The 19,764-nt window shown below is 66.3% G+C and carries 16 protein-coding genes; 7 read left to right on the top strand and 9 right to left on the bottom strand.

Features of this window, described 5'->3' with window-relative positions; all coding sequences use genetic code 11:
- Nucleotides 1–69: 69 nt before the first annotated feature.
- Complete coding sequence (locus ACSYDW_RS06945; RefSeq protein ID WP_438338000.1) at nucleotides 70–792, bottom strand: lysophospholipid acyltransferase family protein; 723 nt, start codon at nucleotides 790–792, stop codon at nucleotides 70–72.
- Nucleotides 793–978: 186 nt separating this feature from the next.
- Here ACSYDW_RS06945 and ACSYDW_RS06940 point away from each other — a divergent pair, with 186 nt between their 5' ends.
- From ACSYDW_RS06940 to ACSYDW_RS06930, 3 genes are all read left to right on the top strand, one after another.
- Nucleotides 979–1,761, top strand: a complete 783-nt coding sequence (locus ACSYDW_RS06940; protein ID WP_438337999.1) for an alpha/beta hydrolase — start codon at nucleotides 979–981, stop codon at nucleotides 1,759–1,761.
- Nucleotides 1,754–2,215: a hypothetical protein gene (locus ACSYDW_RS06935; RefSeq protein ID WP_438337998.1), complete on the top strand. Its 462-nt coding sequence runs from the start codon at nucleotides 1,754–1,756 to the stop codon at nucleotides 2,213–2,215. Before ACSYDW_RS06940 ends, ACSYDW_RS06935 begins: the two co-directional genes overlap by 8 nt.
- Nucleotides 2,216–2,429: 214 nt before the next feature.
- On the top strand, nucleotides 2,430–4,244 hold the full coding sequence (locus ACSYDW_RS06930) for an AMP-dependent synthetase/ligase (RefSeq protein ID WP_438337997.1): 1,815 nt from the start codon (nucleotides 2,430–2,432) through the stop codon (nucleotides 4,242–4,244).
- 147 nt (nucleotides 4,245–4,391) lie between these two features.
- Here the strand turns inward: ACSYDW_RS06930 and ACSYDW_RS06925 are convergent, their stop codons facing one another.
- The 3 genes from ACSYDW_RS06925 to ACSYDW_RS06915 all read right to left on the bottom strand — a co-directional run bounded on the left by ACSYDW_RS06925 (nucleotide 4,392) and on the right by ACSYDW_RS06915 (nucleotide 10,228).
- Complete coding sequence (locus ACSYDW_RS06925; RefSeq protein ID WP_438337996.1) at nucleotides 4,392–5,807, bottom strand: mycothione reductase; 1,416 nt, start codon at nucleotides 5,805–5,807, stop codon at nucleotides 4,392–4,394.
- Nucleotides 5,808–5,811: 4 nt separating this feature from the next.
- Complete coding sequence (locus tag ACSYDW_RS06920; protein WP_438337995.1) at nucleotides 5,812–6,447, bottom strand: hypothetical protein; 636 nt, start codon at nucleotides 6,445–6,447, stop codon at nucleotides 5,812–5,814.
- 328 nt (nucleotides 6,448–6,775) lie between these two features.
- Entirely contained in the window at nucleotides 6,776–10,228 is a 3,453-nt protein-coding gene (locus tag ACSYDW_RS06915) for a pyruvate carboxylase (protein WP_438337994.1), read from the bottom strand.
- A 280-nt stretch (nucleotides 10,229–10,508) separates the two neighbouring features.
- On the opposite strand from ACSYDW_RS06915, the gene ACSYDW_RS06910 reads away from it, so the two are divergent.
- Complete coding sequence (locus tag ACSYDW_RS06910) at nucleotides 10,509–11,324, top strand: ParA family protein (RefSeq protein ID WP_438338380.1); 816 nt, start codon at nucleotides 10,509–10,511, stop codon at nucleotides 11,322–11,324.
- 199 nt (nucleotides 11,325–11,523) lie between these two features.
- Here ACSYDW_RS06910 and ACSYDW_RS06905 read toward each other — a convergent pair whose 3' ends face one another.
- The 4 genes from ACSYDW_RS06905 to ACSYDW_RS06890 all read right to left on the bottom strand — a co-directional run bounded on the left by ACSYDW_RS06905 (nucleotide 11,524) and on the right by ACSYDW_RS06890 (nucleotide 14,056).
- On the bottom strand, nucleotides 11,524–12,105 hold the full coding sequence (locus ACSYDW_RS06905) for a MerR family transcriptional regulator (protein WP_438337993.1): 582 nt from the start codon (nucleotides 12,103–12,105) through the stop codon (nucleotides 11,524–11,526).
- A gap of 188 nt (nucleotides 12,106–12,293) precedes the next feature.
- Nucleotides 12,294–12,776, bottom strand: coding sequence for a bifunctional nuclease family protein (locus ACSYDW_RS06900; RefSeq protein WP_438337992.1), 483 nt, complete (start codon nucleotides 12,774–12,776; stop codon nucleotides 12,294–12,296).
- A 53-nt stretch (nucleotides 12,777–12,829) separates the two neighbouring features.
- Nucleotides 12,830–13,519 carry a transcriptional regulator FtsR gene (gene ftsR, locus ACSYDW_RS06895; RefSeq protein ID WP_438337991.1) on the bottom strand — a complete coding sequence of 230 codons (690 nt, stop codon included), beginning with the start codon at nucleotides 13,517–13,519 and terminating at the stop codon, nucleotides 12,830–12,832.
- A gap of 72 nt (nucleotides 13,520–13,591) precedes the next feature.
- Nucleotides 13,592–14,056 (bottom strand): FHA domain-containing protein, encoded by a 465-nt coding sequence (locus ACSYDW_RS06890; RefSeq protein ID WP_438337990.1) that lies wholly within the window; start codon nucleotides 14,054–14,056, stop codon nucleotides 13,592–13,594.
- Between the two features lie 170 nt (nucleotides 14,057–14,226).
- Here ACSYDW_RS06890 and ACSYDW_RS06885 point away from each other — a divergent pair, with 170 nt between their 5' ends.
- On the top strand, nucleotides 14,227–14,925 hold the full coding sequence (locus tag ACSYDW_RS06885; RefSeq protein ID WP_438337989.1) for a hypothetical protein: 699 nt from the start codon (nucleotides 14,227–14,229) through the stop codon (nucleotides 14,923–14,925).
- A gap of 142 nt (nucleotides 14,926–15,067) precedes the next feature.
- Here ACSYDW_RS06885 and ACSYDW_RS06880 read toward each other — a convergent pair whose 3' ends face one another.
- The gene (locus ACSYDW_RS06880; RefSeq protein WP_438337988.1) at nucleotides 15,068–16,957 is read right to left on the bottom strand and encodes an FAD-binding monooxygenase; all 1,890 of its coding nucleotides are present in this window, start codon (nucleotides 16,955–16,957) and stop codon (nucleotides 15,068–15,070) included.
- A 1,350-nt stretch (nucleotides 16,958–18,307) separates the two neighbouring features.
- Here ACSYDW_RS06880 and ACSYDW_RS06875 point away from each other — a divergent pair.
- A complete protein-coding gene (locus ACSYDW_RS06875) occupies nucleotides 18,308–18,436 on the top strand; it encodes a hypothetical protein (RefSeq protein WP_438337987.1) in 129 nt (42 codons plus the stop codon).
- Nucleotides 18,437–18,616: 180 nt separating this feature from the next.
- Nucleotides 18,617–19,303 (top strand): gamma-glutamylcyclotransferase, encoded by a 687-nt coding sequence (locus ACSYDW_RS06870; protein ID WP_438337986.1) that lies wholly within the window; start codon nucleotides 18,617–18,619, stop codon nucleotides 19,301–19,303.
- Nucleotides 19,304–19,764 lie beyond the last annotated feature (461 nt).

Genomic DNA, 19,764 nt, shown 5'->3' with positions numbered 1-19,764 from the left:
CCGGGAGGGCATCGGGCGCGTAACCCAAGGTAGCCCGGCGTTCACAGTGCGCCGCCGGTTCCCGCCCCGCTACTTCTTGTCCTGCTGCTTCTTGGCTTGCTGCTCGCGGCGTTCGGCATCCAGCCGCGCCTTCACCGTTGCCGCGTAGGTGTCGACGTATTCCTGGCCGGAGAGGCGCATGATCGCATACATGATCTCGTCGGTGACAGACCTCTGCACGAACCGGTCCTCGCTCATGCCCGCGTAGCGGGAGAAGTCCAGGGGCTCGCCGATGATCATGCCGACGCGGCGTATGTTCGGCACGCGCTTGCCGATCGGTTGGACCTTGTCGGTGCCGATCATCGCCACGGGGATCACCGGGACCCCGGCCTGGAGGGCGAGCTTGGCCACGCCGAGCTTGCCGCGGTACAGACGCCCGTCGGGGCTGCGGGTACCTTCCGGGTAGATGCCCAGCAGCTGGCCGTCGACCAGCGCCTGGGCGCCTGCGCCCAGCGAGTTGGCGCTCGCAGCGCCGCCGGACCGGTCCATCGGCAGCTGGTTGATCATCCGGAAGAACCACGCGGTGATGCGGCCCTTGAGACCCTTGCCGTTGAAATAGTCGCTCTTGGCCAGGAAGATCACCGGCCTGTCGACGGCCACGGGCAGGAAAATCGAGTCGGAGACCGAGAGGTGGTTGCTGGCCAGGATCGCCCCGCCGGTTTCGGGGATGTGCTCGATCCCCTTGACCCACGGCCTGAAGAACACCGTTACCAGCGGTCCGACGATGAACCGCTTCATGAACAGGTAAAACATGTGGTGTGTGCCTTCCGGGCCGGTTCGGGTTGCTGCTGGAGGGCACGCAAAAAAGCCCACGCCTCACATCAACCGATGATTCAGTCGTTCTCGGTTAGGCTCTAACTGTAGGCAAAACATTGCCAAAGGTCATACCCGGCCCCCGCCGCGAGAGCCGCGGGGCCACACCCATGCAAGGAGCACGCCGTGCCAAGCAACCAGAAGGTTTCCGGGGTAGACGCCGGAGCCAACGCACCGTTCCACCACCAGGGAGACAACGGCGAGGCCGTTCTGGTGATCCACGGGTTCACCGCCGGCCCGGCCAGCATGCTGCCCTGGGCACAGGCATTCGCCAAGGCCGGGTACACCGTTGACCTGCCGGTCCTGCCCGGGCACGTGACGAGCTGGCAGGAACTCGCCCGCACCCCGCACTCGGACATCGTCTCTGCCGTGGAGCAGGCCTACGAGGCCCTTGCGGCAAGGCATTCCCGGGTCTACGTGGCGGGCATGTCCATGGGCGGGGCACTGGCCCTGCACCTGGCGGCAACCCATTCCCCGGCCGGACTGGCCCTGGTGAACCCCGGGCTGACCATTGCCTCACCGATGGTCAGGTTCACCGGCGTGCTGCGCTACTTCGTGCCCTCGATCAAGTCGATAGCCAACGACATCGCCAAGCCCGGCGGCGACGAGCAGGCCTATTCGCGCACCCCGATCGGCGGGGTGCACCAGCTGCGCAAGCTGTTCAAGGCCGCGACGCAGGGCCTGCCCAGGATCACCTCGCCGGTCATCGTCTTCCGCTCCGACCAGGACCACGTGGTCCCCGAGAGCAGCATCGAGGTGCTGCGTTCCGGGCTCGACGATTCCCTGCCAGTCCACGTCCGCCGGCTGGAGCGCAGCTACCACGTGGCAACGCTCGACTACGAGGCCGAGGAGATCTTCAACGAGTCAATCGAGTTCTTCAGGAAGCTGGGCAACACACACCATGGCTGATCCGTTCCACGAGCCGGACACGCCCGGCGATTCCGACGACGCCGTCTGGGCGGACCTGGTCCGCCGTTTGGAGGAAGACCCGGCCCCGGGCCAGGGCGAGCCGGGGGAAACCGTCCGCGGGAACACCTCGCCCGGAACGGCCCGCGTCGACCCCGGACTCTTCCAGATGCACCCGGCTCTCGGAGGCCCGCGCGACTACGAGGTCGCCGAGGACGAAGAGGGCTTCGTCCCGGAGGAGCCCCCGGCACTTGGCTCGGGCAACCCGCTGCTCACCCTTGCCTGGGTCGCCGCCGCGGGCGCCCCGCTGATGCTGCTGGTCCTTGCCATTTTCTGGCGCCGGGCCCCCATGCCTCTGTGGATCGGGCTGTGCGTGGTGGCACTGGCAGCGGGAGCGTTCCTCTTTGCCCGTTTGCCGCGATACCGGCACGAGGACGACGACGGGGCGCGCATCTGATCCAGGTCCTCCCGCGTGCCCCACGGCGGGCCCGGACCGCCCGGGATCGAGGCGGTCTTCACCGAGGAGGCGCCCGGCGGGGGCCAGGTTGCGCTGACCGGCGAATCGCCGTAAGTTACTACTCAGTAAACAATGTGACGCAAGCCACTAGGATGGTGGTAACGGGACCGGCAGCAGCCTTGCAGATGCCGGCCCTCGGACCGAAGGAGCCCCGATGCAGGAACTAGTTGTCCCACCACTGGTGGAATCGCCGCCCCAGACCAACACCACGGACTTGCTGCTGCGTCACGCACGCTCGGCGGCAAATCCGCCGCTGCTCTCGAAGCCGGGACCCGACGGCAACTGGATCGACATCTCCGCCTCCGAGTTCGCCGCCGACGCCTCGGCCCTGGCCAAGGGCTTCATCGCCAGCGGCATCGAGCCCGGCGCCCGGATCGGCCTGATGGCCCGCACCCGGTACGAGTGGACGCTCGTCGACTTCGCCATCTGGTTCGCCGGATGCGTCACCGTCCCGGTCTACGAGACCTCCTCCCCCAGCCAGGTGGCCTGGATCCTCGGTGACTCGCAGGCCGCGGCCGTGGTCGTCGAGTCTCCGCGCCACGAGCACGTCGTCCGCCAGGCCGCCCACCAAGAGGGCCTGGACGGCCTGGACCACGTGTGGCAGATCGACGGCGACGGCCTGGACGCCCTGCGCGAGGCGGGGACCGGGGTGAGCGACGCGGTCTTGGAGGAGCGCCGCTCCTCGGCGGGCCTGGACTCGCTGGCCACCATCATCTACACCTCCGGCACCACCGGGCGCCCCAAGGGCTGCGAGCTGACGCACTCGAACTTCGTGGAGCTCAGCGACAACGCCGCAACCGCGCTGCCAGAGTGCGTCTACCCGGGCGCCTCGACCATCATGTTCCTGCCGCTGGCCCACGTTTTCGCGCGCTTCATCTCCGTGCTCTGCGTGGCGGCCGGCGCACGCGTCGCGCACACCGCCGACGTGAAGAACCTGATGGGCGACCTGCAGTCGTTCCAGCCCAACTTCATCCTGGCCGTGCCGCGCGTCTTCGAGAAGGTCTACAACTCCTCGATGCTCAAGGCCGAGGACGGTGGCAAGGGCAAGATCTTCCATGCCGGCGCCGACACCGCCATCGCCTTCTCCCGCGCAGAGCAGGAGGGCAAGGTGCCGCTGGGCCTGAAGCTCAAGCACAAGCTCTTCGACGTGCTGCTCTACTCGAAAATCCGTGCGGCCATGGGAGGCAACGTGGTGCATGCGGTCTCCGGCGGCGCCCCGCTGGGCGAACGCCTGGGCCACTTCTTCCACGGCATCGGCCTCACGGTCCTGGAGGGCTACGGCCTGACCGAGACCACGGCGCCGATCACCGTGAACACCCCGAAGCAGATCAAGATCGGCACTGTCGGGCGCCCGCTGCCCGGCAACGGCGTGAGGATCGCAGAGGACGGGGAGATCCTTGCCAAGGGCTTCTGCGTGATGCGCGGCTACCACAACCGCCCGGACCTCACCGGGGAGACCTTCGTCGACGGCTGGTTCCGCACCGGGGACATCGGCGAGCTGGATGCCGACGGCTTCCTGCGCATCACCGGGCGCAAGAAGGAAATCATCGTCACGGCCAGCGGCAAGAACGTCGTCCCGGCGATGCTGGAGGACCAGATCCGTGCCGACGCCCTGGTCTCCCAGTGCGTTGTGGTGGGCGATGCCCGCCCGTTCATCTCCGCGCTTGTCACCCTGGACCCCGAGGCGCTGCCGGGCTGGCTGGAGCGCCACCACCTGCCGGCCGGCACCACGGTGGCGCAGGCCGCCGTCATGCCGCAGGTCCGCGAGGCCATCTCGGTGCTTGTCGCCTCGGCGAACACCAGTGTCTCGCGCGCCGAGCAGATCAAGGAGTTCCGGGTCGTCCCGACCGACTTCACCGAAGAATCCGGGCATCTGACCCCGTCGATGAAGATCAAGCGGGCGCAGGTCCTCAAGGACTTCGATTCCGTGGTCGAGGAGATCTACGGGGGCGTCAAGCCGCGCGCCTGAGGCCGGCAGCCACGCAGGCCCCTGCCGGAGGCACCCCTTGCGCATGCGGGGCGGGACGGACACCCAGGTGTCCGTCCCGCCCCGCATTCCTGTTTTTCCCGGCATTCCCGTGCCGCCGCGAATTCCGGTGCCGCCGCTGCGGCGGGCTCAGAGCGGATCCCCGGGCCGGGGTTCCAGCCCGAGGGACAGCAACGCGTTTTCGACGACCTCGCTCAGTGCCGGGTGGATCCAGAACTGCCCGCGCGCCATCTCCACCAGGTCGAGGTCCGTGGCCATGGCCTGGATCAGCGGCTGGACCAGCAGCGCCGCCTCGTGCCCCATCAGGTGGGCACCGAGCAGCCGGCGGGTGCCCGTGTGTGCCACAAGCTTCACGATCCCCTCGGTGTCCTCCATCGCCCAGCCGTAGGCGGTGGAGCCGAAGGGCTGGGTCGCCGTCGCCACGTGGTCGGCCCCGTGTGCGTGTATCGCCTGGGCCTCGGTGAGCCCGACGGAGGCGACCTGCGGGTTGCTGAACACCGCGGCCGGCACGGCGCTGCGGTCCATGGCCCGCAGATCCCCGGGGTGCTCGAGGTTGTGCGCCACCACCCGGGCCTCGCGGTTTGCGACGTGCTTGAGCTGGTCAACGTTGGCCACGTCGCCCAGTGCGAACACCCCGGCCACGGGCTCCCCGCCGCGCAGCACGCGCTGGTAGGCGTCGACGCGCAGGGCACCGTTGCCGCGCAGCTCAAGGCCGAGCGATGCAACGCCCAGGGTATCGGTGTTCGGGCGGCGGCCCACCGCGACCAGCACCGTGTCGGCCTCCAGCACCAGCTCCCCGCCGTGGCGCGTGAAGTGCAGGCGCAGGTGGCCTTCGTGTTCCTCGATGCGCTCCAACACGGCGTCCAGCTCCACGTTCCAGCGCCGCGCCGCGGCCGCGGTGAAGGCGGCGGAAATCTCGGCATCCTGCTCGCGCAGCAGAGCGCCGGAGCGGTTCACCTGGGTGACCTTCGAGCCGAAGGAGGCGAAGACCGCGGCGAACTCGCTGGCCACGTACCCTCCGCCCACCACCACCAGGCGATCGGGCAGCCCCTCGATCCGCATGATGGTGTCCGAGGTGTGGACCCCGGGCAGCCCGGTGCCCGGCACCTGCGGCAGCACGGCGCGGGATCCGGCGGCTATCACCACCTGCGCGGCGTCGATCACCGTCCCGGAATCCGTCACCAGCCGGTGGTCGTCTGTGAGCGTGACGTGTTCCTGGTAGAGATCGACGTTTTCCAGCTGCTCGGCCCGGTAGTGCCGGCCGCTCTCGGAGATCGCGTCGATGCGCCCGAAGATCCGTTCCCGGATCGCGGCCCAGTCGCTGCCCCGGTGCACCAGGTCCACCCCAAGTTCCCGGGCCTGGGCGGCGCCGGCCGCCAGTTGCGCCGGGTAGGCGAACATCTTGGTGGGGATGCACCCGACGTTCAGGCAGGTCCCGCCGAACGTCCCGCCGTCGATGATTGCCACTTTCTTCCCGTCCCAGAACGGGGTGATGAGCGAGTTCCCGGATCCCGAGCCGACGATCGCGAGGTCGTAGTGCACCACGGCGCTAGCTTCCCGCCCGTGCCGCGGCGATCCCGGTGACGGCGGACACCAGCTGGTCCAGCGCGTGCCGGGCCTCGCGCCGCGGGGCGCGGCGTTCTGCGGCAGCCAGGCCGAGGGCGGCATCGTGCGGCAGCACCACCACGGGCCGGGTGAGGGAGGCGGGGAGCTCCAGCGCACCGCCCCCGGGTGCGGCGCCGTAGTTGACGACGAACACCGTGCGCTCCACGAGCGCGGCATTGCCGTTGGCCTCGAGCCACTCAAGTTTCTCCCCGAAGCCGCCGGTCGCCTCGGCCGCGGGCGGTGCCAGCAGGACCAGCACGTCGGTGTCCTTGAGCATCCCGTCGAAGGCGGCGCGCATCAGTCCCGGGCCGGCACTGCGGATGAGCAGTCCCTGGTCCTCCAGCCGGTATTCGAGCGCGGCGCACAGCGTCGCCAGGCCCGCGTGCTCCTCCAGGGCGACGACTGTGACGGTCCCGGGCGCCCCGGAGGCGACCTGCTGCCCGCTGCGGCCGCCCTCCCCCGCGGTCTCGGCTCCGCCGTCCACCGGCACCGCCGCGGCGTGCAGGCCCGCAGCGGCCCCGGGCCGCGGGGCCGGATCCGGTTCGGTCGCCTCCGGCATGCCCAGCTCGCCCGCCGGCATGCCTTGACCCCCATCCCGGCCCGCGGTGCTCCCGCGCTTCCGGAACAGTCTGGCGAAGAATCCCGCAGAACTCCCTGTCATGAAACCCGACCCCTTTTCGCTGTTTTTCTCGACGATGATGTTCGCTACCCCAATGTCCCCGAAGTCTATGTCCGCGGCGGGACTTTTCGGCAGTCGCACGCGCGGCATTGCCCGACGAGAAGCGCTGCCTGCCGCGGTGCGTGTAGCGCCGCACCCGGCCCCATTAACGCGGGAACGGGGACGGGCGCCCGGTGGCGTCCGTCCCCGCTCTCGTTGGTTTCGCGGTGCTTGTACCGGTGGGCCGTGGCTAGGCCGGTACGACCACCAGCAGCAGGTCGCCACCCTGCACCTGGGCGGTGCCGCCGATGGCCAGGCGGCTCACGGTGCCGGCGATGGCGGAGGTGATGCCCGCCTCCATCTTCATGGCCTCGATGGTCGCCACCGTCGCCCCGGCCTCGACGGTGTCACCCACGGCGACCTTTGCCGTGACGGCACCGGCGAATGGCGCTGCCACGTGGCCGTGGTTGCTTGTGTCGGCTTTCTCGGCGAGCACCGCCGTGGATTCCACGGAATTGTCGCGCACCATCAGCTGGCGCGACTGGCCGTTGAGGGTGACCATCACGGTGCGCATGCCCTTTTCGTCGGCCTCGGAGACCGACTGCAGGGACACCAGCAGACGCACGCCCTTGCCCAGCGAGACCACGTGCTCGCGGCCCTTGACCAGGCCGTAGAGGTAGTCGCGAGTATGCAGCGAGGAAAGGTCCCCGTAAGTTTCCTGGGTTGCCGCGAAGTCGCGGGCCGGCCCGGCGAAGAGCAGGCGGTTCAGCGTGGAGCGGCGGGTTTCCGGGTCGGCCTGCAGCGCCGCGGAGTCCTCCGGGGCCAACTCCTCGATGCGCGGGCGCACGACGCGGCCCTCGAGCGCCTTGGAGCGGAACGGCTCCGGCCAGCCGCCCGGCGGGTTGCCGAGCTCGCCGGAGAGGAACTGGATGACCGAGTCCGGGATGTCAAAGGACTTAGGGTCCTTCGCGAACTCCTCGGGGTCAACGCCCATGCCCACCAGCTGCAGGGCCAGGTCGCCCACCACCTTGGAGGACGGAGTGACCTTCACCAGACGGCCCAGGATGTGGTTGGCGGCGGTGTACATGTCCTCGATGGCCTCGAAGCGCTCGCCCAGGCCCAGCGCGATGGCCTGCTGGCGCAGGTTCGAGAGCTGGCCGCCGGGGATCTCGTGGCGGTAGACGCGTCCGGTCGGGGCGGCGAGCCCCGATTCGAACGGCGCGTACATGGCACGCACGGATTCCCAGTACGGTTCCAGGGACGCCGCGGCTTCCAGCGAGATGCCGGTGTCGCGCTCGGTGTTCTCCAGCGCGGCAACGAGCGCCGAGGAGGAGGGCTGGGAGGTGGTCCCGGCCATCGATGCGGCGGCAACGTCCACGGCGTCGACGCCCGCGTCGATCGCGGCCATCAGGGTGGCCAGCTGGCCGCCGGCGGTGTCGTGGGTGTGCAGGTGAACCGGCAGGTCGAAGCGCTCGCGCAGGGCCGTGACAAGCTTGGCCGCGGCGGCCGGGCGCAGCAGGCCGGCCATGTCCTTGATCGCCAGGATGTGCGCGCCGGCGTCGACGATCTGCTGGGCCAGGTCCAGGTAGTAGTCCAGCGTGTACAGGTCCTCGTTCGGGTCCAGCAGGTTGCCGGTGTAGCACAGGGCCACCTCGGCCACCGCGGTGCCCGTTTCGCGGACCGCCTTGATGGCCGGGGCCATCTGCGAGACGTCGTTCAGCGCATCGAAGATGCGGAAGATGTCGATGCCGGTCGCCGCAGCCTCCTTCACGAACGCGTCGGTGACCTCCGTCGGGTACGGGGTGTAGCCCACGGTGTTTCGCCCGCGCAACAGCATCTGCAGCGGGATGTTCGGCAGCTCGGCGCGCAGCAGCTCCAGCCGCTTCCACGGGTCCTCGCCCAGGAAGCGCAGCGACACGTCGTAGGTCGCGCCGCCCCAGACCTCCATGGAGAACAGCTGCGGCATCACGTGCGCGTAGGCAGGGGCCGCGGCCAGCAGGTCGCGGGTGCGCACACGGGTGGCAAGCAGCGACTGGTGCGCGTCGCGGAAGGTGGTGTCGGTGACGGCGACGGCCTTCTGCTCGCGCAGCGCCTTCGCGAAGCCCTCCGGGCCGAGTTCCAGCAGGCGCTGGCGCCAGCCGGCGGCCGGGGCGTGGTCGGTGGAGGGGCCGTCGAACGGGCTGCGGTCCGGTTCGGCCTGCTTGTCGCCCGGGAAGGAGGGCAGCTTCAGGCGCGGGTCGATGCCCTCGACGCGCGGCCCGTTGGGGTGGTTCACCGTCACGCCGGCCAGGAAGGCCAGCGCCTTGGTGCCGCGGTCCTGCGACTTGTTCCCGGCCAGCAGGTCCGGGCGCTTGTCGATGAAGTCGGTGGCGACGTCCCCGGCGATGAATTGCGGGTCCGCCAGTACGTTCATCAGGAACGGGATGTTGGTGGTGACGCCGCGGACGCGGAACTCGGCCAGGGCGCGGCGGGCGCGGGCCACGGCGGTCTTGTAGTCGCGCCCGCGGCAGGTCAGCTTGACGAGCATCGAGTCGAAGTGCGGGGAGACCTCTGCACCGGTGTAGATGGTGCCGCCGTCCAGACGCACACCCGAACCGCCCGCGGAGCGGTAGACGGTGATGGTTCCGACGTCGGGGCGGAAGCCGTTGGCCGGGTCCTCGGTGGTGATGCGGGACTGCAGGGCGACGCCGCGGATCTGCAGCTCGTCCTGGCGGATGCCCAGGTCCTCGAGGGTCTCGCCCGCGGCGATGCGCATCTGCGACTGAACCAGGTCCACGTCGGTGATTTCCTCGGTGACGGTGTGCTCCACCTGGATGCGCGGGTTCATCTCGATGAACACGTGCTGCCCGGCGCGCTCGCCCACGGTGTCCACGAGGAATTCCACGGTGCCGGCGTTCTGGTAGTTCAGCGCCTTGGCGAACTTCACGGCGTCGGCGTAGAGCGCCTGGCGGATGCCCTCGTCGAGGTTCGGCGCCGGGGCGATCTCGATGACCTTCTGGTGGCGGCGCTGCAGCGAGCAGTCGCGTTCGAAGAGGTGCACGATGTTGCCGTGCTCGTCGGCCAGGATCTGGACCTCGATGTGGCGGGGGCGCAGGACCGCCTGCTCCAGGAAGACCGTGGGGTCGCCGAACGCGCTTCCGGCTTCGCGCATCGCCGCGGAGAGCGACTCGGCCAGTTGGTCGCGGGTGTCGACGCGGCGCATGCCACGTCCGCCGCCGCCGGCCACGGCCTTGACGAAGACCGGGAATCCGATCTTGTCGGCCTCCGCTGTCAGGTAGGCGACGTCGTCGCTCGGCTCGGAAGACTGCAGCACCGGGATGCCCGCCGCGCGTGCGGCCTTCAGCGCGGCAACCTTGTTGCCGGCGAGCTCAAGCACGTCCGCGGAGGGGCCGATGAACTTGATGCCCTCTGCCGCGGCAGCACGGGCCAGGTCCGGGTTCTCGGAGAGGAAGCCGTAGCCCGGGTAGATCGCATCGGCGCCGGATTCCTTGGCGACGCGGATGACCTCGGCAACGTCCAGGTAGGCGCGGACCGGGTGGCCCTCTTCGCCGATGCGGTACGCCTCGTCCGACTTCTGGCGGTGGATCGAGCTGCGGTCCTCGTACGGGTACACGGCGACAGTTTTTGCGCCCAGTTCGTAGCCGGCACGGAAGGCACGGATCGCGATCTCACCGCGGTTGGCTACCAAGATCTTCGTAAACATGGCGCTCCTGCAAAATGGTATTGAAGGTGAATTAACCACGCGGGTTCGAGGGTCTGAACACATGGTTTCGTGGCGGAAGCCGAGGTTTCTGGCTTCCAAGGTCACACCATACCGTGATCTGGCGCACCCCTGGCAAAAAGATTGCGTGGGCTACGCAACAGTGGTTCCACCGCACGCCGGTAACCGTGGCGGCAAAGGTCCGTGAACCCGATTATGATATTAAGGGAACCAATCGTTGCATCCAGGGAAATCGACAGTAGAGAAGGGCGTGGTCCGTTCCGTGCAGGTAGTGAGCATTAGCAGCCTTAAAGGTGGCGTAGGAAAAACCTCCGTTACATTGGGGCTCGCTTCGGCCGCCCTCGCAGCCGGGATTCCCACGCTCGTCATCGACCTGGATCCGCATGCCGACGCCAGCACCGGCCTGGGCGTGCGTGCCGACGAGAAGTTGACCATCGGCCGCATGCTGAAGATCGCGCGCAAGGCCGACCTCTCCCAGAACATCGTCTCCAGCGCCTGGCAGGCCAAGGCGATCTCCAAGCGTTCCCTGACCCGCGTCCCGGTGCTCGACGTCGCGGTGGGCGATGCCTACACCGGCATTTACGACCGGCCGGACCTGCGTGCACGCGACTTGCGCCGGTTGACCCAGCTGCTGGCGCGCACCTCCGGGTACGCCCTGGTCCTCATCGACTGCCCGCCGTCGCTCAACGGCCTCACCCGCATGGCATGGAGCGCCAGCGACCGGGTGCTGCTGGTTGCCGAACCGAGCCTGTTCTCGGTGGCGGGAACCGAACGCACACAACGTGCTTTGGAAATGTTCCGCAACGAATACGCCCCGGACCTGGGTCCCATCGACGTCGTGATCAACAGGGTGCGCAAGGACTCCGACGAGCACCGCTTCCGTCTCACCGAAATGCGTTCGATGTTCGGCAGTGCGGTGCTCAGCCCCGAACTGCCGGAGTTCGCCGATTGGCAGCAGATCCAGGGTGCCGCGTATTCCGTGCACCAGTGGCCCGGCAAGACCGCCAGGAAGACTGCGGAACTGTTCGATGACCTGTTGCGCAACATTTCCGACGCAGGCAAGATGCGCGCGCGCTAGCCGGCATTCCGGCCGCCCTCTCCCCCGATACGTTCACGAGCAGGCTCCTCCCACCGAAACCGGCGGGAGGAGCCTGTCCCCTTGTGTCCCCCTACATCCCTGTTGCGTTCCGTCATTTGGTGGCGGTTCCCGGATATGCAAAAGCCGGTCGGGTCACTCGCCCGACCGGCAGTTGCACGAATCCTTGGTTGGAATTCCCCTAGCTCGCGGTGCGCTTGGCGGCGCGGCGCTGGGCCAGTTCGTCCTCGGGGAAATCGGAGGCACGCTCGCTGGGGAGCTGCGACAGCGAGCCTTCCACCTCGCGCCAGACACGGCCAACGGCAATGCCGAACACGCCCTGGCCTCCCTGGACCAGGTCGATCACCTCGTCGGCGGAGGTGCATTCGTAGACGGATGCACCGTCGCTCATCAGCGTGATTTGCGCCAGGTCCTCCACCCCGCGTTCGCGCAGGTGCTCGACGGCCGTGCGGATCTGCTGCAGGGACACACCCGTGTCCAGCAGTCGCTTCACCACCTTGAGGACAAGGATGTCGCGAAAACCGTAGAGGCGCTGGGAACCCGAGCCCTTGGCAATGCGGACGGCTGGCTCGACCAGGCCGGTGCGGGCCCAGTAGTCGAGCTGGCGGTAGGTGATTCCGGCTGCCCTGCAGACGATCGGGCCACGGTAGCCCGCATCTTCGTCCAGCACCGGCAGGTCCTCGGTGAAGAGCAGACCCTGGGTATTGCCGGTCGACGCGACAGGCCGAGTCTCGGTTGCGCGTTGATCATCTGTGGGATTCATCTGAATCTCCTTGCTCAAGCATCCCCATAAGGGAGGGCGGGTTGCTCATGGCGTGGAACGATTCCTTGCGAGTGAAATCGGCGTCCGCGGTCGGCAAACCATGGGAACTTATATTTCGACGGTACGACTTGAAAGGGGCTTCGTCAAAGACCTTCACACCTAAGGTGGGGCGTGTCGCCGACGGTCGTCTATTTATCGAAATCTTCCGGTTCGACCTCTTCGAGGAATTCGCGGAATTCCTTCAGTTGCGCTTCCTCGCCCTCAGCGGCCTCCTGGTCCTCGGCGACAAGCACGCCCGCCTCGTCCAGGACATGGTCGTGGCACATGATCGGGCATTCAGCGCGCAGCGCCAGGGCGATGGCGTCGGAAGAACGGGCATCAACGCGTACGCCGTTGGAAAACACGAGCTCTGCGGTAAAGACCGCATTGAGCACGGAGACGATCTCCACTCGCAGCAGCGGTGCGTGGAGCGACTCGAGGGTGGCAATCATCAAGTCGTGGGTCAACGGGCGCGGCGGAACGATCCCCTGCTGGAACATGGCGATGGCCGAGGCCTCCGGGGCTCCGATCCAGATGGGCAGGTGGCGCTTGGAATCGACATCCTTGAGCAGGACCAGGGGTTGGTTCGAGGGCAGTTCAATGCGAACACCCACCACTTCAAGCTCGTGCATGGTTCACTCCTTCGCTTCGTCCCTCCGGCATGGGCCGCCGTCGATCGGTCGACCTAGTGGTCAAGCTTGGCGATGGCACCGTTGACCAATGCACCATGCAACGCCATGCAGGCATCGCTTATTTCGCGGGCCGTCTCGGCGGCCCGGGCACGGGAGGCGACGTCTCGCCTGCTCAACTGGGGTGCGACCGCGCGCTCCACCAGACCGACTTCCCTGTCGGCAGCGGCACGGAAGGCCCGAAGGTGACGGGGTTCGATCCCGTGGGCCGCCAGCGCCGCGGACGCCGCGGTGATCTTCTGCGCGTGCTCGTCGAAACGGTCGTTCTCCGGAACGATCATCCCGAAAGCCACGAGGTCCTCGATGAGTTCCTCGCTGGCGCCGCACAGCCCCTGGAGCTCTGCCCGGGTGACTGGACGAGCGTGCGCGACAAGGTCCTGGGTCATCTGCTCGCTGATGCTGCGCGGGGCCAACGTGTGTCCACCGGGAAGCTGCTCGGGCCGTTCCCCCCTGTCCACGGCGTCAAGGTAGTCCTTGATGACCTTCAACGGCAAGTACTGGTCCCGTTGCAGCCCCAGGATGAAACGCAGGCGTCCCACGTCGTCGGGCAGGTACTTGCGGTAGCCGGCCGAGGTGCGTTGCGGCGTCAGCAGGCCTTTTTCCTCAAGGAAACGGATCTTCGATGCCGTCACCTGCGGAAATTCCCCATGCAGCTCCGAAAGGACCTCACCGATATTGAGTGCCACAGGGCGCGCGTTTTCGCCGCCGATGACATCCAGTCGTGGGTTTCGGGCTACATGGTTCACTGGTTTTCCCGCTTAGTCGAGCGTGTTGGCCGGGTTGTGCGGCAGTGCTACGTAGAAGGTCAACCGGAACTTGCCGATCTGGACTTCGGAACCGTTGGCAAGTCGCACCGAGTCGACGCGGTCGTTGTTCACGTATGTCCCGTTCAGCGAACCGGAGTCGACCACGGTGAATCCTTCGGCGTCGCGGAGGAACTGTGCGTGCTTGCGCGAGACCGTGACATCGTCGAGAAATACGTCTGCCTGCGGGTGGCGCCCGGCCAGCGTGGCGTCCTCGTCGAGCAGGAAACGTGCACCCTGGTTGGGTCCGGAATGTGCTATGAGCAGGGCCGAGCCGGCCGGCAACGCCGAAACCGCTGCGCGCTCCTCGGGGCTCAGGGCATAGAAGACGACTGGCTCTCGCTGCACCGGAGGCAGGGTGATGCCCGTCGTTTCGGTCGAAGCCTCGCGCTGCTGGTGCGGCACCCGAGTTTCATCCATGTCCAGTCCTCCCAAAAATCTATCTCAAACGACTCACTAGGCTTCTGCCCCATCCCAGATTCGGGCAATGCGCCTACAACCAGATTAGCCTACCCGCGTCCATCGGGGATTCCGTGCAAGGGGACCGCAAATTCTCCGCCGTTTCCGCTTCGGCATGGGATGATGCACGCATGCCAGATTCAGTTGATACCCCTCCTTCCGCACCCAAGGGGCGTGCCCCTCGGGTTGCCGCAACCACCAAACCCCGATGGGGCCTGCGGATCGGACTGGGAGCCGCAGGGCTTGCCCTTCTTGCCGTCGTCTTCCTCGTCCTGAGGCTCTTCATGCCCGTCTGGTGGGCAACCCGGATTGCCAACCAAACGCAGGGTTCGTTGAGCGGCGGGCTGCTGCTGGGCCTCACCTACGGTTTCCTCTTCACCTTCATCCCCTTGCTCATTGCCTGGCAGGCACGCTACAAGAAGGTTTCCTGGCCCTGGAAGTGGGCAATCATCGGCGTTGCCGTCCTTGCGGCACTGCCGAACCTGCTCACGCTGGGCATCTACCTGAACTCCTCGGGCGCGGCGCAAAAAGCCAGGCTGATGATCAACACCTCGGCAATCTGGTTCCCGTCATGGTCGATCGGCGGCGCGGTGGCCGGCGCGCTGCTCTTCGCGGGCATTGCAGCCTTCTGGCACCTGTGGCGTTCGCAGGGGCGCAAGCTCAAGTCGCTGAGGCTGGAGGCGAAGTCACGCGCCGGGGACACCGCTGCCACGGGCTCCACAGCCGACTCGCCCGCCGGCAACGCATCGGGCAGTACGGGCACGGTTCCCCACGCCGCACCGGGCGGCGGGCCGGCTGACGACGGGCCTCCGGCCGGCAACGCGTCGTAGGGCCCGCCACAGGCGCAAACCTGGGGATAGGGACGGAACGGCAAGAGAGCGGTGTCCCGGCCATTTGGCCGGGACACCGCTCTCTCGTTTTCGCGTCCCCTCCCCGTTCCGGCGAGGGTCCGGCGCTGCTGGTCGGAGGATCCTAGCGGGCGATGAGGATCGGCGCGAAGAAGTCGGCCAGCTCCTCGCGGGCGCCCAACGGCAGCACGTTCGCCACATACTGGTCCGGTCGGACCACCACTATCGCACCGTCGCGGGAGATCCCACGCTTCTCGAAGATGTCGTCGCCCTCGAGGGTTGCGTAGACCTTTTCGTAGTCGGTGGTCCCGAAGACGCCGGTGCGCGGCATGAACGCCCCGGGCACCTGGCCGAGGTCCACATTGGTGTAGTCCTGCTGGTAGATGACCTTGACGTCGAACACGGAATCGATGTCGGTGCCGGCCGGGGTGTACTTCAGCAGCGGCGACTCGGGCGATTCGGTCAGCCAGGAGGCCCACTCGCGAAGGGCCGAGGCGTCCTGCGGATCGGCGGCATCCGCGAAGGCGTACAGGCGCCAGCGGCCGTCGGCCCGGTGGTGGTGGCCGAGCTGCACGGGGTAGGCGTCGGAAACGCGCAGGGCCGGGGAGGACTTGAAGCGCTTGCCCACAGGGAAACCGGTGGCCAGCTCCTGGTGAGTCGCCTCACCGATCAGCATCGAGGGCTGGTATTCGGTCATGAACCCGGCCGGGAACTCTGCAGTCTGGACATAGAAGCGCTCCAGCTCGGCGGGATCGGCCATTTCCTCGGGCTTGGCAGCCATGAGCGTGGACCACTGCTTGTCGAAGTCAATCAGGTTCTTCGCGATCACCTGACGCTCGGCGGAGTAGGTGCGCAGCAGCTCGGCGGGGCTGCGGCCTTCGAGCACGTGCCCGAGCTTCCAACCGATGTTGAAGCCGTCCTGCATCGACACGTTCATGCCCTGGCCGGCTTTGGCGCTGTGCGTGTGGCAGGCATCGCCGGTGATGAAGACGCGCGGGGTGCGGTCGGCACTGTCGCCGTCCTTCAGGTTGTCGAAACGGTCGGTGAGGCGGTGGCCGACCTCGTAGACGCTGTGCCAGGCCACCGACTTCACGTCGAGCGTGTACGGGTGCAGAATCTGGTTTGCCTTCTCGATGATCTCGTCCAGCGGCGTGTTGCGCACGTTGCCGTTGTCGTTGTGCGCGACCTCCCCGAGGTCCACGTACATGCGGAAGAGCGAGCCGCCCTCGCGCGGGATGTGCAGGATGCTGCCGCCGTTGCCGGACTGGATGGCGCACTTGGTGCGGATGTCGGGGAAGTCGGTGACCGCCAGGACATCCATGACGCCCCAGGCGTGGTTCGCCTTGTCGCCCGACATGGTGCAGCCGATGGACTCGCGGACCTTGGAACGGGCGCCGTCGGAGCCGACCACGTACTTGGCCTTCACGACGCGCTCCTGGCCCTCCAACTCGCCCGCGGTGTGCACGAGGGTCACGGAGACCGGGTACGCGGCCTCGTCGTCGACGCTCAGCGTGCGGAACTCGTAGCCGTAGTCGGGCTTCATGCGGGTCGGCGCGTTGTGCATGTACTCCGCGAAGTAGTCAAGCACGCGGGCCTGGTTCACGATCAGGTGGGGGAACTCGCTGATGCCGTGCGGGTCGTCCGCGGTGCGGGCCGCGCGGTAGATCTTCGAGGGATCCTCGGGGTTCGGCTTCCAGAAAGCGGTTTCGGTGATGTGGTACGCCTCTTCGCTGATGCGCTTGGCAAAGCCGAAGGCCTGGAAGGTTTCCACGCTGCGAGCCTGGATGCCGTCGGCCTGCCCGATCTCGAGGCGGCCGGGGCGGCGCTCGACGATGCGGGTCGTGACACCCGGGAACTGGGACAACTGGGCCGCAGCGATCATGCCGGCCGGGCCGGAGCCGACGATCAGCACATCCACCTCGTCGGGAAGTTCTTCTGGGCGGTCAATGCCAACACCCGCAGGCGGCTGGGTAAGCGGGTTTCCGGAAACGTACCCGTTGTGGTGGAACTGCACTGGTATTCCTCACTTCTCTGTGAACGATTCAGTCGCTTCGGCCATCATCGCTTCTATATGTTCCATAATCGAACACTGAATTCTAATATCGCACACACAGCATAACCGTAAGTGAGCGCACTCACAAAGGCCCATGACGCAGCGCATATTTGGCGGACCGCTGTCGAGTGCACCGAAGTGCCCGAACAGCAGGTGCCGGAGGCATGGGGATCAAGGCGGGCGCGCCACGAATAGTTGGCAGTGAATCAGTTGCCCCATCGCACCCGAATCCCTCGGATGCCGAATATCCGAGGGATTCCGCTCGCCCATCGAGACGACGTCAACGAACCACAAAAGGGTTTCCCGGGAAGAGTCGATGGAGCGGGATACCGGCCCAGTGCGCGTGCTCCTCGATCTAAAGGACCGCAGGCAACCGAGAACCCACGGCTCCGCGGATCGCGGGCAGGTTGCAGGGCGGCATTGAGCATCAGAGTCGCATCACGAACTCAACACCTCGGGGAACGCTCCCGCCATTTCAGGGGCAGGGATCGGTGCCGGTTCCGTTCGCATCAACTCCGCTTTTCGGGACAAACGCTCTCGATGGCTTGCCCATCGCTGCCCCAGGACCGAGGAAGCCAACACCGCAAGCATCATGCCGATCATGGCCAAGAGCGTTTGTCCTTCGAGCATTGTCATGGGGTCCCCGATTGCCGAATCTTTCGTTGGGTTGAATGCCGTTGGTCATGGGCACCGACGGCTCCGGTGAATTCGTCCGAGCGGAATGCAGCCAGAACGATTCACGACACCAAAAATCACGCGTTGCCAGTGAATGTACAGCAATCCTCGCCACTGTCGAAGAGGCACATCGCCCATCGGACAGAAATTCACCAACAGTAAAGCTGTATCCGCACCAGGGGAAGATACGTCATGCCGCTATGGGCAAACGTGCGATGCGCGGAACGGGAGGCTCCGACAACGTTGCGAATCGCGGAGAATCCACTGGCACACCGTGGATATGACAGCGATGCCCGCAGGGGCATCCCAAACATGACCGATGAAAACCCTCCAGGCATAGAAAACCCGGGGATTCTTGGAAATATCCTTGATTCCCCGGGGGGGCAGCCGGTCGGGCTAGCAATCAAGACCTGAACATGAACACACTCTTCGGCTGGGACTGGAATCCGCCTTCCCCAGGCGGCCACGAGTACGAGTACGAAGAAGATCCCACCACTCACACCGGCCATATTGCGGTTAAGACTGAGCGACGCACGAGAACGATCCACCGCAAAACGTCGAGCACTCGAACCGACGGCCAAACACACCAGACCCCCGGTCCTTCCGCACACGCATCCCGGAAGAGGGGACCGCCTCGTGCTGCAAGGCCGAGACGAGCGCTATGCAGAACTCGCCAACCACAGCATCTCACTAACCCAATTCGAGATCGACCGCGACATGACCCATGTCGATTGGGCCAACCGGATCGGCGCCGACCACGGGTGAGCGGGTCGAATGAGAGCGAAGGGCGAACAAGCCCGGACAGCGCGAGCATATACAGGTTGATAAATGTGCTCCACAGCCAATAGGCAACACGATTTCCTAACATTGATCGAGCAAATGCACATATTCTCACCCTGACAAGGTAAGTTCGATTAGTTGCCATCCTCGAAACGAAGGAAGATCTTGAAACTCAGGAACACCCTGGGCGGTCTCGCCGCCACCCTGTCAATTGCCCTCACCCTCGTCGCCACGCCTGCGGCGACCGCTGCGACACCGATCCCGGCATCAGCGCCGGCGTTCGTGGCGCCGACTGCCGTCAACAAAGCCGGACGGGGCACCCAATTCAAAGAGGCAGTCAACCCTCCCAGCGGCACCTTTGCCGTCATCGCCACGGGGACTTTCCGGAAAGGTTACTCAAACTGGGATCGGGCCATGAGGCAAGCAGGCCCCGTGAACCTGAACAGCCCGGACGTTGTGCACTTGCGCGACATGAAAATGGTCACCGGAACAACGGGTGGCTACACCTACATCGTCCCGTCTAAGGGAAGCACAGTTACGGCGGAGTTGTTCTATTTCAAGAACAGCAAGAAGGCTGCCGTGGAAAAGCGTCTCGACCAGGCTGAGAGCGTCGGCAAGGGCCGGTATAACTGGTACAAGAAGAGTTGGAGCACCAATTCCTCCCGAATCCCCCCCTACTTGCCTTACAACTCTCTAAAGACGCTAACCTACGTGCCGGCCAAGACCCCCAGCTTGAAGGGGACCGACATCAAGGGGGCTGTCTGCACCATTCGCGGGGGCGACTTCAAGAACATTGCGAATAAGGCCGGAGTGATCACAAAGGCGTCGCGCGACAAGAACTGCAAGAAGTAAACAGCCCTATTCAACAAACGGAACGGCCCCGTCGTCTTGTTGCGACGGGGCCGTACACCTCTTCGATGCCATCACCACCCCCGGCGAGCCCCGTTCACGCCGAGGTACATCACTACCAAATAGACGCCGGCACCACACGAAGGGCCTCGACCACACGGTCGGGGTCCTTCGTCCTACCTGCGAAAGGAAACCCATGGCCACCGCCGAGATCTACGACCACCCACTCATTCTCAGAGACGTCGCCTTGGGCAAGATCGCCACCGACGCACCCGTCCCGACCTGAGTTGCCCGCCCCGAAAGCATGGACGACTACGTCAAGACGTCCCTGCACCCAACAGACCACCGACCTCCTAGTCCTCCGGACTCTCCAAACCTCAGCCACCAACACCGCCAGCACGGCCCAGAGCAAGGGCTGAGCCCCTAGCCCGGCGGCTTCATGCGTCGCCAAGTTGGAAACCCCC

This window comes from Paeniglutamicibacter selenitireducens, assembly GCF_051550675.1.
Classification (GTDB): Bacteria; Actinomycetota; Actinomycetes; order Actinomycetales; family Micrococcaceae; genus Paeniglutamicibacter.
Note: the sequence above shows the minus strand (reverse complement) of the source record. Positions and strands in the feature narration are given on the sequence as shown.